Raw genomic sequence first — 20,879 nt, 5'->3', positions numbered from 1 at the left:
TCCTGCCAAAGATAGCCGTAGATTTTGCCGCCATTTTTACGTTCAGTACTACACATGAGTATTACCTCGTTAGCCCCGGCCGCGAAAAGTGGCAAGGGCAATCACCGATGACACAATAGAGGCTAGCAGCACCACAGATAACGCCAGCATATTGACTTGTCCGTATAGAGCAAAGCGCAGTAATTCAACACTATGGGTAAAGGGATTCAGTTGGCATATCCAATAGAGTACCAGGCTGGCTTCTTGCATTTTCCACAGGGGATACAAGGCACTGGATAAGAAAAACATCGGAAAAATCACAAAGTTCATTACCCCGGCAAAATTCTCTAATTGGGTAATCAAGTTGGCTAACATCAACCCTAATGCGCTTAAAAAAAACGATATTAGGAATATCGCAGGTATTGCGGTGATGTAGCCCCACAGTTCAATTTCTACCCCAACAAGGCGGGTAACAAACAAAAAAATAAGCACTTGTAAGGTCGATAAAATCGCCCCTGCAACCAGCTTGCTAAAAAGTAAAAATGAACGAGGAATAGGACTCATTAATAACACCTTCATGCTGCCCATTTCCCGGTCATACACCATGGACAACGAACTCTGCATGCAGTTGAATAAGATGATCATGCCCCCTAAACCAGGGGTGATATACTCTTGATAGGTAATATAGGTACCGTAGGGCTCCATGATAGACACCCCCAAGGCCGAGCGAAAACCCGCAGCAAACACCACCAGCCACAGCAGTGGTCGAACTAATACACTGATTAAGCGTGTACGCTGCTGTAAAAAACGTAACATTTCACGCTTCACAATGCCGTTAAAACAGTACAGATAAGCTGATGAATTCATATCGCCTCCATGCTCCCTGTTAACTTACGATAGAGTTGGCTCACGTTAGCGACGTGATTTTTCTGACATAGTTGCTCGGTTACACCTAGCGCTTTTATCTTGCCTGCATGGATCACAATTAACGGATCGCTGTGTCTTATTTCATCTATCAGGTGTGTGGCCCATAGTACGCAAAGCCCATCACTGTCACCCAAAGCTCTAACATGCTTGATAATCAATGCCCGGCTCTCAATGTCCAATCCAACCGTGGGTTCATCAAGTAGTAACACATTGGGTTGGTGAATGAGCGCCCTGACTATTTCTACACGTCTGCGGTGCCCCCCATTAAGGGTTCTGACCTTGTGTTGTAATCTGTCGCTCAATTCGAGCTGGGCAAGCATAGGAGCAATATTTTGCAGGGCTCTCGCTGGGGCGATACCGTGCAACGAGGCGAAGTAAAATAAGTTTTGCTGTACGCTCAAATCCAGATCAAGGGTACTTTGCTGAAACACTACCCCCAAGCTCTGCATGATATTTGAGCGATGTTTTTTGAAATCGAGTCCAGTGACTTCAATTGAACCATTGCGGGCGGTCAGTAAGCCGGTGAGCAAGGAAAACAGGGTACTTTTACCTGCACCATTTGGCCCGAGCATGAGATTAATACCTGACTGCACATGCACGTTAATCGAATCAAGTGCCACTGTTTTAGCATAACTAAAGGACACGTTTTTTACTGTGATACTCGCTGGACTCTGGATCTTCATGCTGTTGAGCCCTCATCATTTTTAGATACGGATAGTGTTTGGCAACTCATAGGATGTTCGCCCTTCGCTGACGGTTTAATACTCATAGCGTTCTTAACACTCATGGTGATTGACGCACGACTACGCCCCAAGGGTAACGACCAACCTTAATGGACCGTGTAACTTTCAGTTTTGCCACATCAATCATGGATACATCCCCGCTGACGCCGTTTGTTGTCAACAATATACTTTGGTCATGATTGAACGCTAACTGCCATACCCGGCGGCCTACCAATATATATTTCTCTACGCTCATACTGGCAATATCAATCACGGCTACGTGATTAGCCGGGCCTAAGGCTACAAATGCATACTGGCCATCCTGACTCAACGCCACGCCTACCGGCTGCACTTTGTCGCGGTGTACGCCAGCAATTTTAAAGCGGAAGTCGTGCACTACCTTTCGAGTTTTAACGTCAAATACGCTAAGCGTGCCGCCAATTTCAGAACTGACCCACAATAGCTTGCCATCTTGGGAGAATTTAGCCGATCTTGGGCGCGCGCCCACTAACGAGTTATCAATGTTTTGATAGGTTTGCGTGTCAATCCAATGCACCATATTAGTGGTTTCTGAGGTAACCACCGCTAACTTACCGTCAGGGCTGATTGCCAGTCCCTCAGGCTCCACGCCCACATCGATCTGAGCAATCACCGAGCGAGATGCGATATCGATCACCGTCAGCAGTGCATCGTCTTCATTGGAGGTATAAATGGTTTTTCCATCTGGATGCAATGCTATGGTTTCAGGATCCTCCCCAGAAGGCAGATCCCCTATTACCGTCTCAGTGGTCAAATCCACAATCTGAATACGGTCTGACTCACTGGCGCAAATGTACGCTATAGAGCCATCGTGATTTAACACTATTCCTCTGGGACGTTGTCCTACTTCAAACTGGCGTAGCACTTTGAGCTCGGCCACATCAATAACAGACACAGTGTTGTCCTTTTCGTTGGTCACATAGGCAAGCTCTGTTGCATTCCCTGCCCCGCAAAACGCCCATGCACTGAGCAAGACCAACCCATACACTATTTGCTTATTCATACGCCACCTTACCTAATCGTTATCTTGCATTACTGACACTTCATTTCGGGGGCGTCGTACCCCATGGTGTCTAATTCATTGCGGGGATGTAACATGCCTTCTTGGGGTGACTGCGAAACAAACGCATTGGGCTGTACCAACGCCATAGGCATTCTTAGTTGCCCATTCCACCGTCGGTAACTCAGCTTGCGGCCTTTGTAGGCAGCCAGTTCGAATTTATCAGAGCGAATGTAATCAATGATTGCCCCCGCTTGACTCGACTGAATCTGCTGAGCGGCTTGGGCAACACTGCGCAGCGCCAAATAGGCACTAAAATCTACCTCATTCATGTCACGAGATGCCAACTGAGTAAATCGACTTTGCAGCTGAGCCGCGCCCCATTGTTCAATGACGCGATGCCACGCGAGTGCCTCTAAGCCAGCAGAACCAATAACTGGCCTGGGTAAATAGGTATTAAAGGGTAAAAACTCGGCAAAATCTTTGTGTGGATCAGCCACGTAAACCACGTCATATTCGGATGAAGTTTGCGTAAATAGCGGGATTTCTTGTTGGGTAGAACGGCGCAAGTCAGTGGAGAAATCCCAGACTTTTTCATCAATAATCTTCAACCCAAATCGTTTGACTGAACGTTTGAACGAGTTGGCTACTTGCTTATCTTCATCTGACTTGCCTCTGATCATCAGTACCTTTTGTAAACGCCGAGCAACAAGCCACTGGGCTAACGCATCAGATTTCATGGCATAGCTAGGAATGGTATGTAACACCGAAGATAAACACTGCTGATAGCGCAAATCGTCGGCGGATTCACTTATATTAAACAGCAAAACGGCTTTGTCTTTTGCCCAAATATTCGCCGCGATAAGTAAATCACTGGGCACCTGTAAGAGAAAAATAGTTTGCCCCTCAACGTAGCGTTCATTTAATTCAGCCAGTAGTGCGCTTGCTTGTTTGAATTCGAAGTAGTGCAATGAAAATAATTGGCTGATGAATTTACCCGTGGAATTAGCATCATCAGTAGCTAATTTAGCACCGAGATAACCACTATCTTCGGGGAGTTTATTGATATTGGTAAAAGTGGCTCTGGGTTTCTGGCTCAATTTTAAATAGTGAATATCATATTTAAGTGGCAACGGCTGGGCCGATGCCTTCATTTCAGAAACACTAAAAAAAAAAGTATAAAAAAATAAAGTAACAAAAATACTGCGCCAGTTAGGGTTTATGAGTCTCTTCATTGGGATCCTAATATCAATGGCCTAAAACTGCTTAGGGATCAGCATATAGAAGAATCAGAAAATTTGAAATTCAGACCATTCACACTTAACACATTGATATTATTAAACTAAACCTATTTTTACGTGAAATGTTCGCTAAAAATCATCCTAAAGGATGAGTTCTTATCTAGCTAAAGTGCAATGTGTACTTGGCGCTGACATCGGTAAGCTGATCTCGTTGACTAAATTACAAACGAGTTTCATAGACAGAGGATGATCGGTGATGATTAAACTTACATTAAGCCGCAGTATTTTTATAGCAGCCATAACGACCTGTTCATTCGGTTTGTTTGCACATGGTGCGGTAACCCCACAAACAATGGACACATCTACTTTGCCAAAGCTAGGCGAAGAATGGTCTGACACCAACCCCTACCGTGAAACCGAAGGCCACGACCGGGAAGAAATCCTGCGAGTTGGGTCATCGGCGTACAACCAAAACTGTGCCCGCTGCCACGGCTTAGGTGGTGTTTCAGGCGGTATCGCTCCTGATCTACGTTTACTCGCCCCGGATTACGATGGTGACGAATGGTATGTTTACCGAGTTAAAAATGGCGCGGTGCGTAATGGTGCTGTCTATATGCCTAAAATGTCAGAATATCTCAATCAAGAAGCACTATGGTCAATCCGCACTTGGTTAGAGTCAGTCAGTGAAGATCAATAAACACCTCTTCCATATTTGCTGGTCAGGTTACTTGCTGATTGTCAGCCAGGTAGCCTGTGCCCTGAGCTATGACGACATCATTGATAAAAATGAAATCGTGGTGGCGGTATATCGGGATTTCCCACCATTTTCATTCCAACAAGAAGGGCAAAGCAAAGGCATTGATGTAGAGGTCGCCCGTCATATTGCTGACGAGCTAGGAGTCAACCTTAAGCTCAAATGGATGACCGCAGATGAAAATGTAGAAGATGACTTACGTAATAACATTTGGAAAGGCCATTATTTAACGCGCACCGTAGCGGATCTCATGCTAAGGGTGCCTTACGATCAAGCTTATGCTTTGTTGCGCGACGACATAGGTGAATTGGTACACGGGAATGTGCATATGTTTGCCCCTTACCATGTTGAATCTTGGCAGATTATATTTGATTCAACGGCTATCAAATCAGTCCCCACCATGGCGATTTTTCAATATCACGACATAGGTGTTGAGAACGACTCTATTCCCCAATTCTATCTTATGTCTGCCTTTGCCGGTCGCATGCGGCAGAAAAGCAAACAATTTAGCACCATCCCCCTTGCCATATCGGCCATGCAAGACAGCAAAGTTGATGCGGTCATGGGCATGCGCAGTCAAATCAGTTATTACCGGGGGAAATTGGATAAAAAACGCTATCACTTAGCACAAAATGGCTTCCCTATGATCGGCAAACAAAAATGGGATATTGGTATGGCGGTCAAAAACGATTATCGCCAATTGGCCTATGCAGTTGGCGATATTGTAGAGCAAATGATCAGCGTTGGAACAATGGCCAGCATATTTGACCAGTATCAGGTTATTTATGAAAAGCCTGATTATTACGCTCCCTGAATTTATCTACAAAAGTCTCATACTAAATGATGAATGAAAATCCTACCCCAGTGTTATAGAGCTAGTTGACAGCAAATATTAGTATGTTCATAGCCTAATAAAGCATTTGTTATTAGGGTGCGAAATTTAATTAACCTGCGTTAAACGCCAGGTTTACACATAGCTAAGAAACTAAAATTTCATGAGGAAATAACAATGAACAATAAAAGTATAACAAAAGTATTGTCATTATCTGTGCTGATCTCACTTGCGCTGTCCACTGGGGTCAATGCGAATGTCACCGACAAAGATATTTTGAATGACCAAGCCACCACAGAAGATGTTGTTTCCTATGGAATGGGTCTTAGAGGACAGCGCTACAGTCCACTAGCAAAAATAAACACCGATACGGTAAAAGACATTCGTCCGGTATGGGCATTCTCCCTAGGTGGCGAAAAACAGCGTGGCCAAGAATCACAACCCATGATCAAAGACGGTGTAATGTATATCACCGGTTCCTATTCCCGTGTATACGCCATCGATGCAATGACTGGGGATGAAATTTGGCAGTATGATGCAAGACTGCCCGATGGCATCATGCCTTGCTGCGACGTGGTAAACCGCGGTGTTGCCTTGTACCATGATCTCGTTATTTTCGCGACCTTAGACGCAAAACTTGTGGCCTTAAACAAAGACACAGGCAAAGTTGTTTGGAAAAAAACCGTAGAAGACTATAAAGCAGGCTACTCGATTACCGCCGCGCCAATTATTGTCAGGGGTAGAGTCATTACCGGTGTGGCCGGTGGTGAATTCGGCGTAGTTGGAAAAGTCCGCGCCTATGATGCGACAAACGGCCAAATAGTATGGGAACGCCCCACGGTCGAAGGCCACATGGGTTACATCTGGAAAGACGGCAAAAAGATTGAGAACGGTATTTCTGGCGGTAAAGCCGGTCAAACCTGGCCAGGTGATTTATGGAAAACTGGCGGCGCAGCCCCTTGGTTAGGCGGAACCTACGATCCCGATGTTGATTTGTTATTTTTCGGTACGGGTAACCCTGCTCCATGGAACTCCCACCTACGCCCCGGTGACAACCTCTTTTCATCTTCTCGCTTAGGCATCAATCCAGATACCGGCAAAATTGTTTGGCACTTTCAATCTACACCTCATGATGGCTGGGACTTTGACGGCGTTAACGAACTCGTTTCATTCGACTATAAAGAAAAAGGCAAAACCATCAAGGCAGCGGGCTCAGCTGACAGAAACGGTTTCTTCTACGTACTTAACCGTGAAAATGGTGAATACATTCGAGGCTTCCCTTTCGCTGATAAAATCACCTGGGCGACAGGCTTAGATAAAAACGGCCGCCCTATTTATGACGACAGCAATCGCCCGGGCAACCCAAGCGATTCAGAAACAGGAACCCAGGGAACCTCAGTGGTATCCGCGCCAGCGTTCCTAGGCGCGAAGAACTGGATGCCCGTGGCATACAGTCAAGACACAGAATTATTCTATGTACCATCAAACGAATGGGAAATGGACATTTGGAATGAGCCCACCGCCTACAAAAAAGGCGCCGCCTACCTGGGTGCAGGCTTTACCATCAAACCGATTAACGAAGCCTACATTGGTGTGCTAAAAGCGATTAATCCTAAAACCGGCAAAGAAGTGTGGCGCTATGAAAACTACGCTCCTTTGTGGGGCGGCGTATTGGCCACCGCGGGTAATTTGGTGTTCATGGGCAACCCAGAAGGTTATTTATTAGCATTCGATGCAAAAACAGGCGAAGTTAAATACAAATTTAATACCGGCTCTGGCATCGTCGGCTCCCCTATCACCTGGGAGATGGGCGGCGAGCAATACATATCTGTATTGTCAGGATGGGGTGGCGCAGTACCGCTATGGGGTGGTGATGTAGCCAAGCGTATTAAGCATTTCAACCAAGGTGGTAGTGTGTGGACATTCAAACTGCCAAAATAACTAGTTTTTTTTGCAAAAAATAGTCTACCGAGGCCAGCAATATGCTGGCCTTTTTAGTGTAAACACAGGAATATATGTGTTTTAAAGGACGTATTTAATATTCCGCGGCTGGCTTATCCAACGTTTTAATTAGAATATTATGATAAAACACTTCCGACCCTTACGACTGAATTTGAATTTTACCTTTGTTTAAGGGTTGTGCTTTGCCCCTGTAACCTGCGTGGAATTAAATACCCTTATCACTTCATGGCCATTGACCTTGTGGATTAAGGTTTTGCCGTCAGTGATAATTTCCATGATATCCCACTGCCCGAATGGTTTTTCATCGCTCCCGGGGTTTAAGACTTTGGCGGCGACATTTTGGCACAGTGGTAAGACGGCAGCGTAACGAAAAAACGTGCAATCCCTTTCATGGCATCGTTACAATGCACATTAACACTGACCCCATCGAGACTCTGATAATCACCGCAGTCTCCTTCTTACACCTGAAATTCATGACGACGCATCCAACCTAGGTCGCCACTTTTTATCCCTCCATTTAACCTCACATTACAAATGAAATTCTTCAAATGGAAATTTTCAAATTCTTACAGAGTATTCAGACCGATACGCGCAACAATTCATCCTGGAAGAAAAATACCTGGTGAGGATCGGTCCCCAGCTCCCGAAGGGAGCTGGGGAATCAGGGGGATAGTTATTAGCTTTTGGCTGGTAGCTGGTAGCTGGTAGCTGACATAAGTTTACCACCCCGTTAAATTCTTACCATTAAATAGAGGCGTCCAATGACCCGTATATGACAATAGAAGACAAGCGATAGGCAATGCCATAGCAAGCACTTTTTTTATCAGATTCATTACATAAACTTTATAAACCAAAGCGCTACACATAATCAGAATCCTATTCAATTGCCCATGTCTAGGGCATAGTCACACTATGACGATGTTCAAAAATGACTTGGCTATTGTTTTAATATGTCGGCTGATTAACGCGTGTATGGCTCATCTGTTCAACGCCAAGTGAGCTAGCGTCACCCCATATAAAAGCCGAACGTGATTATCCGTACGGCTTAATCTGACGTCTTAATATGGTGATTTATGCCCAGGCATGGGTTCAATCTGGCCTGAGCTTAAAACAAAACACTATCAATAGTACCCTACCGCTGAACCAGCACCGCAGCAGTCTTTTGCGCTAATGTTATGCTCAATGCATCTTGCAATTGATCCGTGTTGATGGCGCTTAAGGCATCACTAAATACATAATGTTTAGGGTTAGGCAAACTTACTTTTTGAGCCTTGCTGCTATTGTTAAAAAGTACCCATACACGTTGCCCCTGATATTCACGTTCGTAAGCATAAAGATCATTTTTATCATCCGTTAGCAAAGTTTTGAAACTGCCTAAGGTTAAGGCCTGATTACTGTGGCGGATATTTATCAACTTTTTATAATGAGCTTTTAATTCAATATTTATGCTGACTTTGTCTGGCTGGCGCTTGCTGCCGTCCGGAAGGTAAACCTCATCATCGTAGTCGATATCTGGCCATAACATGGGTTTACGGTCGTCGGGATCATTGCCGCCCCACATGCCGACTTCATCACCATAGTAAATCATCGGCGCGCCAAGATAGGTCATTTGCAATACGGCAAACAGCTTTTGTAGACCGATCTCTTGCTCGTTGGGTTTACGTACTTGATAGTCTGGATTACTAGCCGCCTGAGACAGATTGAAATAGGTGCCCCAATCGGCAAAATTGCCGATCCCGCGATTGACTATATGCGAGCCGATCCGATTTGAATCATGACTACCAAACAGGTTTTGGGTCACATAGGCCACCCCTTTTGGATAGAAGGTGCGCAGCCCACGTAATTTTTTATCAAACTCGCTGGCTGTTATGCGCATATCGCCTGGATTAAACAAAAACTCACTGGCGGCAAAAGCAAAGTTATAATTCATTTCGCCATCAAATTCATCACCTTGCATATAAGGTTTCACCTTGTCGGGCTTATCGACGATCTCCGCCGTAAGATACGCATCGGGATTAATCGATTTTACGTGTTTACGCCAATCTTTCCAAAAACCGTGTGCCACACAAAATGCCACATCCAGGCGCCAGCCATCGATACCCTGATCCGCGCCCTGGCCTTTTGGGTTCATCCAACGCTGAGTAGCGGCAAAAATATAATTTTTTGGGCCCACAGCCAGGCCGTTTTCGTCTTCTTTAAACTCGGGCAACGAGGGCACGCCAAACCAACCTTCATACTCAAACTTGCTGCCGGATTTCTCATCTTCCCAAGACGTCACGGTAAACCAGTCTTTGTAAGGAGAGTTTTGTTGATTTTCTTTTAGATCCCCAAAGGCAAAACTGTTGATCCCCATATGATTAAACACCCCATCAAAGATTACTCTGATCCCGCGTTTATGGGCTTTTTTTATCAGTTCTAATGCTAATTCATCCGCTTTTGTCCACACCCAAGCTGATGGATCGTCCGCCTTTTCATTTTCTATTAATTTACGATCGCCCTCTGGATCGGGACCAAAATTAGGATCAATATGATGATAACTGGCCGCATCGTATTTATGTAAAGAAGGGGAATCAAAGACAGGGTTTAAATACACAGCATTAATCCCCAGGTCTTGCAGGTAATCGAGTTTATCGATAATACCTTGCAAGTCGCCGCCATAGCGGCGCCTAAGCATGTGTTTCCACAACTCTTTCTCACCATTGGCTTGTTCATAGGCTTGTAATTCGAACCAATCACTGCCCCAGGGGTGTACTTGCCATTCCTTGGGGGGCTCTGCGGGATCGGCCCCAATCAGATCTTTTTGAGTCGGATTATTACTGCTATCACCATCGCGAAAACGCTCGGGGAAAATCTGGTACCACACGGCTTTTTTAGCCCATTGAGGGACAAACTCGCCTTGCGCATTAAGCTTTATTGGGCCCTTGGGGGTGGCATCAGTATCGGCTGCGCAAACCCCAAAAGCAGTTTGACAATACAGGATACTGGCAATTGAAATCCCTAAACTTCGAAACAAAAAGGATGATGCTGACTTATTCATGAAGGTGCAACCTAAGACACGGATTGAGTTTTCAACCCTAAGACTAACGACATAATGCCATACCTTAGCAGTGCGCAGCGAGTGAGTAAAACAGCATACGTATGCATAACTCAAGGCTCTCTCGCCCACAACGTCAGGTAAGGCGCCGCGCTATCGATTGCAGAAAATCACTCCGGGCCAGCGTTGGCCTGAGCCGCGTGTAAGTAGTCCTAAAGATGCATACGTATTCAGCTATGCAGGCCTTAGTCACGCCCTGCAATTAATGTAAACTCGATGATCTGAAAGGTTAACAGGTTGTAAAACCCATACATGCAGCCAGCCCTTAAAGATGAAACAACGGCGTTCATTTTTCTATTAATATATTTGGAGAACACATGAGACTAATCTCACACCAATACACCTTGAAGACTATATCGTTAATCACATGCGCTGTGATGTCTTTAGGTACTACCGCCAGCACTGCTCTTGGGCCAGTAACAGCCAAAGATGTGGTGTATCAAATCATTACCGACAGGTTTTCGGATGGTGATCCGAGCAATAATATTCCTGCTGGCTCACCATCACAAATTTTTGATGGCAGCGGAAACGACCTGAAACTCTACCAAGGCGGCGACTTTAAAGGGATCACCAACAAAGTAACTTATTTGAAGAACATGGGGATCTCAGCGGTATGGATTTCGGCGCCCTATGCAAACCGGGACGAACCAATTAATGATCTACAACCGGGTGGGGGCACAGACGTTTATTCCAGTTATCACGGTTATCATGTGAGTAATTATTTTCGCACTAACCCCCACTTTGGCAACATGCAAGATTTCACCGATATGGTCGATGCTTTGCATGCACAAGGTATCAAGGTGGTCGTTGACTTCGTCTCTAATCACACCAGTCGTTGGCAAAACCCGACTACCGGTTATTCCCCAGAAAATGGCCGGTTATATGAGCCCGATAGAGATGCTAATGGTGATTTTGTATTTAATGCCAGCGGCGATGCGGTAGATTTCAATAACGACGGTTCTGTGGATAACCTGATAGCGGATCCTAACGGTAGTGTTAATCCCGGCTGGTTTCACCTGATCGGCGATCGGGGCAGTGACAGCAGTCGCTTTGGATTTCGCTACAAAGACCTGGGGTCTTTAGCCGATTTTACCCATGAGTTGCCCGCGGTGGTTGCACATCTTGAACAAGCCGCGACATTTTGGAAAGCCAAGGGCATTGATGGCTATCGTCACGATGCCACTTTACATATGAATCCAGCATTTGCGAAAGGTTTCCGCGATGCCATCGATTCCGCGCCAGGTGGGGCAGTGACCCATTTTGGTGAGTTTTTTATCGGTAAGCCGGATCCCAAGTTTGCGGAGTATGCATCCTTTCCAACTCGCACCACGATTAATAATTTGGACTTCGAATTTTACCGGACCATAGCCAACGTGCTCGACAACGGCTCTGAAGATATGAATGCCCTAGCCAACTTTTATCAATACACTGACACCGAATACAATTATGCCAACCAGACAGTGACCTTTTTTGATAACCATGACGTGAAGCGTTTTCTGAAAAATAACGGTGATGGCCGCAGCTTGGAGCTCGCGTTAGCCACAACACTGGTCTCTAGAGGCATTCCCAATGTATATTACGGCAGTGAGCAGTATGTTGAAGGATTTGGTACCGACGGTAACGACGGCCGCATCTTCATGGATACATCCAGCAGCTTTAATCAAACCACCCGCGCCTACCGCATCATTCAAAAACTATCGGCCCTGAGACAGCAAAATGATGCCTTGGCTTATGGCTTGACCAGTATTTTATATTCAACCGCAGATGTGCTGGTGATGTCGCGCAAGTTTTTTGATAAAGAGGTTATCGTGGCGATTAATCGCAGCCCCTATAACACTTACAGCGTACCCAACCTAGCCACCAGTATGCCAGTAGGCACTTACCCTGATGTACTCACAGGAGAATTGAGTGGCACAACCGCCAGCGTGATTTCATCCGGCGGATCTAAAATTGCGGGATTTACCCTTAGTCCGCAGGAAGTGAATGTCTGGAGTCATGATCCAAACCTTGGCAGTGATCCCCATATAGGTGATATGCAATCGGTTGCAGGCCGCACGGGTAATGAAGTGACGATTGCTGGCACAGGTTTAGATGGCTCAGTACAAGTGTATTTTGGCGCGGTACAAGGAAGCATTGTCGCGAATGATTATGACAGTATCCGCGTTACCGTACCTGTGGTTGCCGCTGGTGAACAAATAGTCACGGTGAAAAGAGGCGTGGTTACCAGTAATAACTTTACCTTCGATGTGTTGTCAGATGATCAGAATCAGCTAATTTTCCATGTAGAGGCCTATACCTCCCCGGGCCAAAACGTGTACGTAGTGGGCAGTATTCCTGAATTGGGTAGTTGGGCGCCGGCCGACGCAGTGGACGCCTTCCACAACCCCGATCCAAGTCAGTACTGGAAGTGGTTCTTACCCGTGAGTGTGCCAAGAGACACTACCTTTGAGTACAAATATATTCTCAAAGACGATGTAGGCAATGTGGTCTGGGAATCAGGTACCAATCGCTCTGTCACTTCATCAGCTACAGAGGCAGGCGTAATAGACTTGGCGGAAGACGTTTTCCAATAAGCAGTAATTTTTAGTTTAGAAATAACGGGCTCCACATACATATTATGGAGCCCGTTTTCATAGTATGTTTGCTGTAAAGTGCTATTTGCTTACTATATTCAATGCTGCCAGGTTTTCGCTGTGTGAGCTAAAATTTAACCCACAGCCTTTAACAAATTTATCCACCTGTTGTTCTTGGTACAAATCGCCTTTACCTGGCTGATTGGCGGCAAGTGGCGGAAACGCACCATAGCCTGTCAACAGGCAATTCCACGACAGCGCATCAAAATGGGTTTGCAAATTCTGACGGTTAATTTCTGCCTCAATATCCCCTTGTCTATACCAAACATCGAGTATGTGTTTTAACGAGTTCGACAGGTGATTATTGTCACGATTGGCGCGCCAATATTCGCTGTCATTGCGGGTGTTTAATTTATAATGGGCCACTATATAATCACGGGTGCGCTCTGCTCGTTCATTCATTTTCTGGTTAAACTGCTCACGATGCCGGGCACTAAACTCGCCTTCTTCAAACTTAAGGATAAACAGCTCGATGGCAATCTGGGTTAAATGTAAAGCCGTAGCCTCAAGTGGCTCAATAAATCCAGCGGATAAACCGATTGCCAGGCAATTATTTTGCCATTGCCTTTCCAGTGTGCCGACTTTCATTGATAAATGCCGACATGCCCAATCTGATCCAGCGACACCAAGGTGCGCCTTAAGCTCGCGCTCGGCCTGCTCTGGCGTAATAAAATCGGCGCTATACACATAGCCGTTGCCAAAGCGATTGGTCAGAGGAATTTTCCAGCACCAGCCAGCAGATAAGGCGATTGAAGTTGTTTCGACCGGGATTGTGGCTCCGATCGGGGTGGGCATAACCACGGCTGAATCGTTGAATAGGTTATCTTTGTATGACCTGAACTTAACCCCAAGGTTTTTTTGCATCAATACGCTGGCAAAACCGCTGCAATCCACAAAAAAATCACCACTGATAGCGCGCCCATCGCTGCAACACAACTCGGCGAGGTCCCCATTAGGATGGCGGTTAACTGAATCTACCTTGGCTTGTACGTGTTCCACCCCCAAAGACAGCGCATGCTGCTTTAAAAACTCACCGAGTAAGTGTGAATCAAAGTGGTAGCCGTATTCTATTCGAAAGGGGAAGTGTTCAGGCGCAATAGGGCCTTTATTGTGTTTGGCTAACAAACCGTTTAACAAAAAATCTTCTGCTACGGTGTGTGTATCTAACCCCAAGCGACGGGTACGCCCATTGACCATAAAGGCCCGTTGCGTAAACGTATCTAACTGGGAGATAAAAGGATGGCTGTAACGCTCAATGCCGGATGCGGGGCTCCATCCAGCGAAGGCTATATTGACTTTATAGGTTGCATTGCAGCTGGGCATCCAATCATTGTCTTGAATGTTGAGCATCTCAAAGAAGCGCTTTAAGGTAGGTGTAGAGCCCTCGCCCACCCCCACTATGCCAATATCCGGCGATTCCACCAGGGTAATGGCTACATTTTTATCAGCCCATTTATGGGCAAACAAATTGGCTGCCATCCAGCCAGCCGTGCCGCCCCCCAAAATAGTAATTCTGAATGTTTGTGACATATTACAGCCTACAGAATTGCTGCAAAAAATCATCATGACTAGGTAGTGTGCCTAAGGGTTCATGTTTAATGTTTTTTATATTTTTTAACATTTCAAATAGTCGTTGCTCACTAATATTGTTGGCTATTGGATGATAATCTTTGGGCATGATCCCTTGACCCATCATCACTTGCAACCAAGAGCTTTCCAAGAACAAATCATTTTGCTGCCTAAATAATCGGCCACTTTCGCGAAATAGCGCAATCTTATGTGCCAAGCTATGGGGAATTTCCATGTTACGCATGTCACGCCAAAAGTGACTATCGCTGCGTTCGTTGACGTGATAGTGCAATATCAAAAAATCACGGATTTGTTCAAATTCCAGTTTCGATTGAGCGTTGTATTCTTCTACGTCAGTTTGTTTGATACCGTTGTGCGGAAATAAATGAATAAGGCGCACGATGGCCGATTGAATAAGATGAATACTGGTGGACTCAAGAGGTTCCAAAAACCCACTTGATAAACCTACCGCCACAACGTTTCTATTCCATTGTTTACGCCGCCGACCGGTTTTGAACTTAATAAAATTGGGATCGCCAAGCACCTTGGTTTCAAGATTTGACAAAAGAATGCTAGCGGCTTGTTCTTCACCATAGTGGGCGCTGCTATAAACCAAACCATTGCCGTTACGATGTTGTAAGGGAATTCTCCACTGCCAACCTGCACAGTGCGCAATGGAGCGGGTATAGGGGCGGGTTTTCTCAAAACGTTCTGAAGGAACGGCTATTGCTCGATCACAAGGTAACCAGTGGCTCCAATCATCATATCCTGTATTTAATTTCTCCTGTATCAGCAGCCCTTTAAAGCCAGAACAGTCGATAAATAAATCACCCGTTATTAAAGTCCCGTCTTTTAAAGTTAATGATTTCACAAAACCAGACTCACTATCCAAGGCTACGTGTTCAATTATTCCTTCGCTGCGCTTAACACCCATTTTTTCACAGAATTTACGTAGAAACTTGGCATAGAGTGAGGCGTCAAAATGGTAGGCATAAGGTAATTCTAAAATGGGATCTTTACTGTTAATTTGGGCAAATTTGCCTTCCCGGGCACACAGATAATTTAAATCGTATTCCCACAGACTAGTAGTATCACCTAACGTCTGTGCACGTTTCCAAAAATGATGAAATTGGCAAAATGCCATACTCTTGCCTGCTGCACCGAACGAATGAAAATAGCGTTCTCCTTTCACTCGCCAGTTTTCGAACTCAATACCCAATTTAATGGTGGCTTTGGTTTCCCGCAGAAATTCAGCCTCGTTAATGCCCAGCACATTATTCATCAACCTAATCGGTGGTATCGTTGCCTCTCCGACCCCAACCGTGCCAATCGCTTCAGATTCGACTAATTCCACCTCAATAGATGAACCGATGACTTTTTTCAATAAGGCTGCCGATATCCAGCCTGCGGTACCGCCGCCTACTACTACGACCTTTTTTATAGCTTGATTCATTTCATCACTGTATAAATAGAAAAACCCCAACTATATAAACAGATGGGGTTTTAAATTAAAAGACCTGAGCAACAGATCCTTGATTAAATGGCAGAATTTCTCTGCCATTTGCTGCCACACTTAAAACGTGTAGTTCATACTCAACAAGTAGTTAGCACCAAATGATTGGTACTGAGTGATTTGCCGCGGATCGATATCGTTGCCAGTTTGCACGGTATCTTCATCAGTCAAGTTTTGAGCTTGTAGCGAAATACTTAGACCTTTGAGTGATTCAATACCGGACTCATCAAAGTTATAGCCAATTTGTGCATCTATAAGCTCAGCACCCTGATCTGTGGCATTAACAAGCGCTAAACTTAGACCACGGGTTTCTGACAGGAACGCATCGCGCTTTGTACCTGATATACGGAACTCAAAACCAGCTTTTTCATAATAGGCAGTAATACTGTATATCTCTTCTGATAGACCAGGAACACGACCTCCGTCATCTAGCTGGCCATCAAGGAAGGTGGCACTGGCGAAAACACCAAATCCATCTAATGAATCATGAATAATATTAAGTGGAACACTGCCCTGAAATTCCCAACCTCTTACGAAGCCCTGCAAACCATCTTCTCGGCCTGTTACCACACCGGTGAAAAGTGCAGGTGGCAAAGGCCCATCTTCAACACCATCATCATTAATGTCATGCTCTCCCGAAGAAAGATGGAACTCAGGAATATAGAACTCCGAGAAATCGGTCACAACTGCTGAATTACGGTGCCAGTTTTTCAAATCTTTATAGAAAAAGCTAACAGCGAAAAAGCCATCGTCCGCAAAGTAATTTTCATAGGCTAAATCAAACTGATTAGCTTCCAGTGGTTTTAGCAACGGATTACCCGATGAACCAGACCAGGCTGTGTTACTAACATCTTCTGGCTCCAAAATATTTGAGTCATTAAATGCAAAAGCAACTTGATTATTGGGTTTCATATCATCCATGCGTGGACGACTAAGCACTTTCGATGCAGCGGTTTTAATAAACTGACCGTCAGCAATTTCAAAACTCAAATTCACGCTAGGTAACACGTCTGTATAACTATCGCCACCAGAAACCGGTATTTCCTGGGTAAATCCATCTGCGCCCGTTATACCGCTAAATCCCGTCGCGCTTTGATCCGTATCAACTATTTGCAAGCCAATATTACCGCGAACAAAAACGTCACCTATTTCAGTGTTTATATCCAACTTCGCATAGACAGTGATGAGTTCCTCATCAACTGTATAGGTATCACCCAACCTGGCATTATCCAGAAGCTGAGCATCAGATTCAATGTAATAGCCGCTGTTGTAAAGACCCAAACTGTCATAGGCAAGCACACCGTTTATGCCAATAAAACTAAGATCAGCTACACCCAGCACATCTGGAATAGGGCCTTCACCTGGCCAAGTGGGAGCGGTCAAAAACACACCGGTATTAATTTTCGTTTTTGAACGGTCAGAATAAGCTATACCTGCTTCAAAGCCAGTAAAGATACCCCACTCAACAAAGCCCTGTGCTTGTAAACGAAGACTGTCTAAATCTTCCTCAAAATCCGCATCGTTAATGAAGCCATCTTGAGCAGTACTGGGACCAAAACCTGTACCCGTATCCTGAAAAGTAGGAAGCGGTGCTAATGCGCCGCCCCAGCCTTGTGGACCAGCCAATGTAATCAAACTCGGATCGGTTAAATCTAAGGGCGCAATAGTGGGGTGATCACTAAAAACAGCTCCAGTTGAAGTCATTTCCCATGAGCGAGCCGTAAGCGGGCGGCCGTCAATTCCAGCGCGACCTACCCCTGAGTAACTTTCAATATCGGTTATCTTTTTCTCAACCTTACCTGTTGAGAAGTCCAACTCGACAGCCCAGTCATCACTCAATTGATATTCAATGTTTAAGCCAATGGTAGTCAAATCCGACTTTTGAGACTTACCGTCGTTACGAATAACTGAGTAGAAACCATCATAATTTCCGGAAGTAACCAAACCATTTTCAACACCGGTAATGTCATAGTTGCCACCTACTCCCCATTCAGCCCCACCTTCTTCCAAGCCACGTTTAACGTCGTTTTCTTCAAAATCGATATAAAGTGCATCAAGTTGGATCATTAATTTATCGGTTGGAGCCCACTGAATAACGGCAGCGATTGAGTCACGCTCCAACAATGCTGAACGAGTGAATGAATCATGTCCGCCTAAAACGACTGTACCTGGTGGAACATCAACTGGGTCGTTTTCTCGACGTGGATTATGCCCCTCTTCTCCGATCGGGGTGGTATTAACCGTTGCGTATCCCCAGCCACGGAACTGCTCTTCCTGTCGAGGAGTTTCCATAGAAGCAATAGTCAACGCGACACCCAGGGTGTCGTCGGCAAAGGAATCAACGTAGTTTAAGGAAAAACGGTGACCATCGTTGTCATAATCAGGATTACCGGATTCCTTTTCGTTCTGTTCTAGGGTGGCGTTAACCGTAATATTGCGTTCCATTCCCAGAGGTTTTACCGTTTGCAGGTCAATTGTGCCACCCACGCCTTGGGTTAATAAGCCAGCTTCCGGTGTTTTGTATACCAAAATATTGGAAATAATTTCCGTGGGATATAAATCGAATTCTACCCCACGGTTATCTCCCATACCCAGCAACTCACGGCCATTTAAAGAAGTACCCACATAATTTTCATTAAAACCACGAACCGACAAACCACTGGTACGACCGTTTCGACGTTCACCGGCTAAGCCTGGTAGGCGGGCAAGAGATTCAGCTACACTGGTATCGGGCAATTTACCAATATCTTCTGCCGACAAGGCCTCAACGATTGATGAACTTTCCATTTTAATGGCCTGCGCTCGCACCAGTGAGCCACGGATACCCGTAACTTGAATGATTTCAGTATCTTCACCGGCTGTGTCAGCAGTGGCTTCCTGGGCAAAAGCAACAGGCGAAAGACCGAATGCAAAACCGCTTGAGATCAGCGCGACCTTAATTAAATTGGGTTTAAAATTTTTCATGTGTGTGTCCTGTTCAGATGGCGATAAGGTAAAACTTGACTCTTAGTTAATAACTTGTAGTCAATTGTTATAGCTTTGTTTACTTGAACGGATAGTACAGCCTGGGTGAGTTGTGCCTCAATGCTTTGCATACGTATTCAGTAAAAATAACCAACCTTTAATTAACAGTTGATACGCTGGCAAGGTCAAAAAAATCATCAAAAAACTATGGCGTGCAAACAATATTAAGACAAATCTAAAACTTTAAAACGACCATTTAATTTACCGCAAAAAACAATTAATCAGTCCCCCGGAAAATATGGGATCCGTATAACCTACCTAGTATAGCTAACATTTGGCAGAGTTAAGCTGAGTTATGTAGTGGGCCAAAAATTAGTAGCGCTAATAGAGACTAACTGAATATACGTAAAATCATTGAAATTGCATGGCGAATGAGTATAGCGAATAAACATACGGTTTCATGGATGAATGCATAAGCAACGTGCATATCCTTTCAGATTGGAATAAGGGTGCCAATGTAAGTGCCGGGCCAGCTGTGGTAGCCTGCCAATTCGACGGAAAATAGAATACTAAAAATGAATAACCAAGATGATACTGATTGGGGTTGTTTGGAAAACATGCCAGCACCAAGAGAAGTGCGGGATGTTAACCAGACCAACTTCGCGCAAAAAATCACCGACATTTACCAACCGGCGGTATTAAGAGGCTTTGGGGCGAAGTGGCCGATAGTGCAAAATGCACAAAGCTCAGATAGCGCATTATGTCAGTACTTACTAGGCTTCGATAGCCAAAAACCGCTTCAACTAGTGAACTTGCCCAGTGAAACCCAAGGGCGCATGTTTTATAATTCAGCACTTACTGGTATGAACTTCAAAGTCGCCCAGGCCACCATTACTCAAAGCCTCGAGCAAATGCAGCGCTTCACACGTGGCGGCACTACTGACCGATTTTGTCTGCAGAGTGTCCGTATAAAAGATTACTTACCCGCACTTGGATCACAGCTGAGTAACCCGTTGTTACCCCAAAGTCACCCTTTTATCTGGATCGGGAATAGCGTTACCGTGGCCGCCCATTTTGATGAGGCGCACAATATAGCCGTGGTAGCCGGTGGAAAGCGCCGCTTTACCTTGTTCCCACCCGAACAGGTAAAAAACCTATATGTTGGCCCCTTAGAATTTACTCCGGCTGGTCAGCCCATCAGCCTGGTTAACCTGCGCGCTCCAGATTTAAGCAAACATCCGAAATATGCGCAAGCCTACAAACAGGGGCGCTCCGTTGAGCTTGAACCAGGCGATGCCATCTATATACCCTCTCCCTGGTGGCATCATGTTGAATCGCTGAGCGATTTAAATGTGTTGATCAATTATTGGTGGAGCGGCAACCAGGTATCCACCGCACTGCCCTTTCCTATGCTTATCCATGCCATTCAAGCCTTGAAAAGCCAGCCCTATGAACAGCAACAAGCCTGGCGAAGTATGTTAGAACATTACGTGTTTGATAAAGACACCGATCCCGGTGCACATCTCCCCCATGCAGCTAAAGGTATTTTGGGCCCGTACACTGATAAAGTCAGCCATCAAGTTCATCAGTGGTTGGCAAAACTTTTAGGTTAAATAATAAAAAACCCGCTACAAAAGCGGGTTTTTTAGC

At 45.2% G+C, this 20,879-nt stretch carries 13 protein-coding genes; 5 read left to right on the top strand and 8 right to left on the bottom strand.

Features of this window, described 5'->3' with window-relative positions:
• Positions 1-69: 69 nt before the first annotated feature.
• The 4 genes from AC3RV5_RS09950 to AC3RV5_RS09935 form a co-directional block, all read right to left on the bottom strand.
• Entirely contained in the window at positions 70-846 is a 777-nt protein-coding gene (locus tag AC3RV5_RS09950) for an ABC transporter permease (protein ID WP_489731768.1), read from the bottom strand.
• On the bottom strand, positions 843-1,589 hold the full coding sequence (locus tag AC3RV5_RS09945) for an ABC transporter ATP-binding protein (protein ID WP_489731767.1): 747 nt from the start codon (positions 1,587-1,589) through the stop codon (positions 843-845). The genes AC3RV5_RS09950 and AC3RV5_RS09945 overlap by 4 nt, the downstream gene beginning before the upstream one ends.
• 100 nt (positions 1,590-1,689) lie before the next feature.
• A complete protein-coding gene (locus tag AC3RV5_RS09940; RefSeq protein ID WP_489731766.1) occupies positions 1,690-2,670 on the bottom strand; it encodes a YVTN family beta-propeller repeat protein in 981 nt (326 codons plus the stop codon).
• A 29-nt stretch (positions 2,671-2,699) separates the two neighbouring features.
• Complete coding sequence (locus AC3RV5_RS09935; protein ID WP_489731765.1) at positions 2,700-3,902, bottom strand: ABC transporter substrate-binding protein; 1,203 nt, start codon at positions 3,900-3,902, stop codon at positions 2,700-2,702.
• A gap of 262 nt (positions 3,903-4,164) precedes the next feature.
• On the opposite strand from AC3RV5_RS09935, the gene pedF reads away from it, so the two are divergent.
• The 3 genes from pedF (at position 4,165) to AC3RV5_RS09920 (ending at position 7,435) form a co-directional block, all read left to right on the top strand.
• Positions 4,165-4,605 (top strand): cytochrome c-550 PedF, encoded by a 441-nt coding sequence (gene pedF / locus AC3RV5_RS09930; RefSeq protein ID WP_489731764.1) that lies wholly within the window; start codon positions 4,165-4,167, stop codon positions 4,603-4,605.
• Positions 4,592-5,476: a substrate-binding periplasmic protein gene (locus AC3RV5_RS09925; RefSeq protein WP_489731763.1), complete on the top strand. Its 885-nt coding sequence runs from the start codon at positions 4,592-4,594 to the stop codon at positions 5,474-5,476. The genes pedF and AC3RV5_RS09925 overlap by 14 nt, the downstream gene beginning before the upstream one ends.
• A 195-nt stretch (positions 5,477-5,671) precedes the next feature.
• The gene (locus AC3RV5_RS09920) at positions 5,672-7,435 is read left to right on the top strand and encodes a PQQ-dependent methanol/ethanol family dehydrogenase (RefSeq protein ID WP_489731762.1); all 1,764 of its coding nucleotides are present in this window, start codon (positions 5,672-5,674) and stop codon (positions 7,433-7,435) included.
• Positions 7,436-8,588: 1,153 nt separating this feature from the next.
• Here AC3RV5_RS09920 and AC3RV5_RS09915 read toward each other — a convergent pair.
• Positions 8,589-10,493 (bottom strand): glycoside hydrolase family 13 protein, encoded by a 1,905-nt coding sequence (locus AC3RV5_RS09915; protein WP_489731761.1) that lies wholly within the window; start codon positions 10,491-10,493, stop codon positions 8,589-8,591.
• Positions 10,494-10,867: 374 nt separating this feature from the next.
• On the opposite strand from AC3RV5_RS09915, the gene AC3RV5_RS09910 reads away from it, so the two are divergent.
• Positions 10,868-13,123 (top strand): alpha-amylase family glycosyl hydrolase, encoded by a 2,256-nt coding sequence (locus tag AC3RV5_RS09910; RefSeq protein WP_489731760.1) that lies wholly within the window; start codon positions 10,868-10,870, stop codon positions 13,121-13,123.
• 81 nt (positions 13,124-13,204) lie between these two features.
• On the opposite strand, the gene AC3RV5_RS09905 is transcribed toward AC3RV5_RS09910, so the two are convergent.
• The 3 genes from AC3RV5_RS09905 to AC3RV5_RS09895 form a co-directional block, all read right to left on the bottom strand.
• The gene (locus AC3RV5_RS09905) at positions 13,205-14,713 is read right to left on the bottom strand and encodes a tryptophan halogenase family protein (RefSeq protein ID WP_489731759.1); all 1,509 of its coding nucleotides are present in this window, start codon (positions 14,711-14,713) and stop codon (positions 13,205-13,207) included.
• Position 14,714: 1 nt separating this feature from the next.
• Positions 14,715-16,205, bottom strand: coding sequence for a tryptophan halogenase family protein (locus tag AC3RV5_RS09900; RefSeq protein ID WP_489731758.1), 1,491 nt, complete (start codon positions 16,203-16,205; stop codon positions 14,715-14,717).
• A gap of 120 nt (positions 16,206-16,325) precedes the next feature.
• Positions 16,326-19,229: a TonB-dependent receptor gene (locus tag AC3RV5_RS09895; protein WP_489731757.1), complete on the bottom strand. Its 2,904-nt coding sequence runs from the start codon at positions 19,227-19,229 to the stop codon at positions 16,326-16,328.
• A gap of 575 nt (positions 19,230-19,804) precedes the next feature.
• Here AC3RV5_RS09895 and AC3RV5_RS09890 point away from each other — a divergent pair.
• The gene (locus tag AC3RV5_RS09890; RefSeq protein WP_489731756.1) at positions 19,805-20,842 is read left to right on the top strand and encodes a cupin-like domain-containing protein; all 1,038 of its coding nucleotides are present in this window, start codon (positions 19,805-19,807) and stop codon (positions 20,840-20,842) included.
• Positions 20,843-20,879: the final 37 nt, after the last annotated feature.

It is taken from the genome of Paraglaciecola sp. IT1134 (assembly GCF_058068185.1).
This window is presented reverse-complemented; position numbering and strand designations above follow the sequence as displayed.

What these genes read in the sequence shown, in the direction of transcription:
- AC3RV5_RS09910 (WP_489731760.1), top strand. Translation starts at nt 10,868, where the DNA reads ATGAGACTAATCTCACACCAATACACCTTGAAGACTATATCGTTAATC.
- AC3RV5_RS09940 (WP_489731766.1), bottom strand. Translation starts at nt 2,670, where the DNA reads ATGAATAAGCAAATAGTGTATGGGTTGGTCTTGCTCAGTGCATGGGCG.
- AC3RV5_RS09945 (WP_489731767.1), bottom strand. Translation starts at nt 1,589, where the DNA reads ATGAAGATCCAGAGTCCAGCGAGTATCACAGTAAAAAACGTGTCCTTT.
- AC3RV5_RS09890 (WP_489731756.1), top strand. Translation starts at nt 19,805, where the DNA reads ATGAATAACCAAGATGATACTGATTGGGGTTGTTTGGAAAACATGCCA.
- AC3RV5_RS09900 (WP_489731758.1), bottom strand. Translation starts at nt 16,205, where the DNA reads ATGAATCAAGCTATAAAAAAGGTCGTAGTAGTAGGCGGCGGTACCGCA.
- AC3RV5_RS09950 (WP_489731768.1), bottom strand. Translation starts at nt 846, where the DNA reads ATGAATTCATCAGCTTATCTGTACTGTTTTAACGGCATTGTGAAGCGT.
- AC3RV5_RS09915 (WP_489731761.1), bottom strand. Translation starts at nt 10,493, where the DNA reads ATGAATAAGTCAGCATCATCCTTTTTGTTTCGAAGTTTAGGGATTTCA.
- AC3RV5_RS09920 (WP_489731762.1), top strand. Translation starts at nt 5,672, where the DNA reads ATGAACAATAAAAGTATAACAAAAGTATTGTCATTATCTGTGCTGATC.
- AC3RV5_RS09935 (WP_489731765.1), bottom strand. Translation starts at nt 3,902, where the DNA reads ATGAAGAGACTCATAAACCCTAACTGGCGCAGTATTTTTGTTACTTTA.
- pedF (WP_489731764.1), top strand. Translation starts at nt 4,165, where the DNA reads ATGATTAAACTTACATTAAGCCGCAGTATTTTTATAGCAGCCATAACG.
- AC3RV5_RS09905 (WP_489731759.1), bottom strand. Translation starts at nt 14,713, where the DNA reads ATGTCACAAACATTCAGAATTACTATTTTGGGGGGCGGCACGGCTGGC.
- AC3RV5_RS09895 (WP_489731757.1), bottom strand. Translation starts at nt 19,229, where the DNA reads ATGAAAAATTTTAAACCCAATTTAATTAAGGTCGCGCTGATCTCAAGC.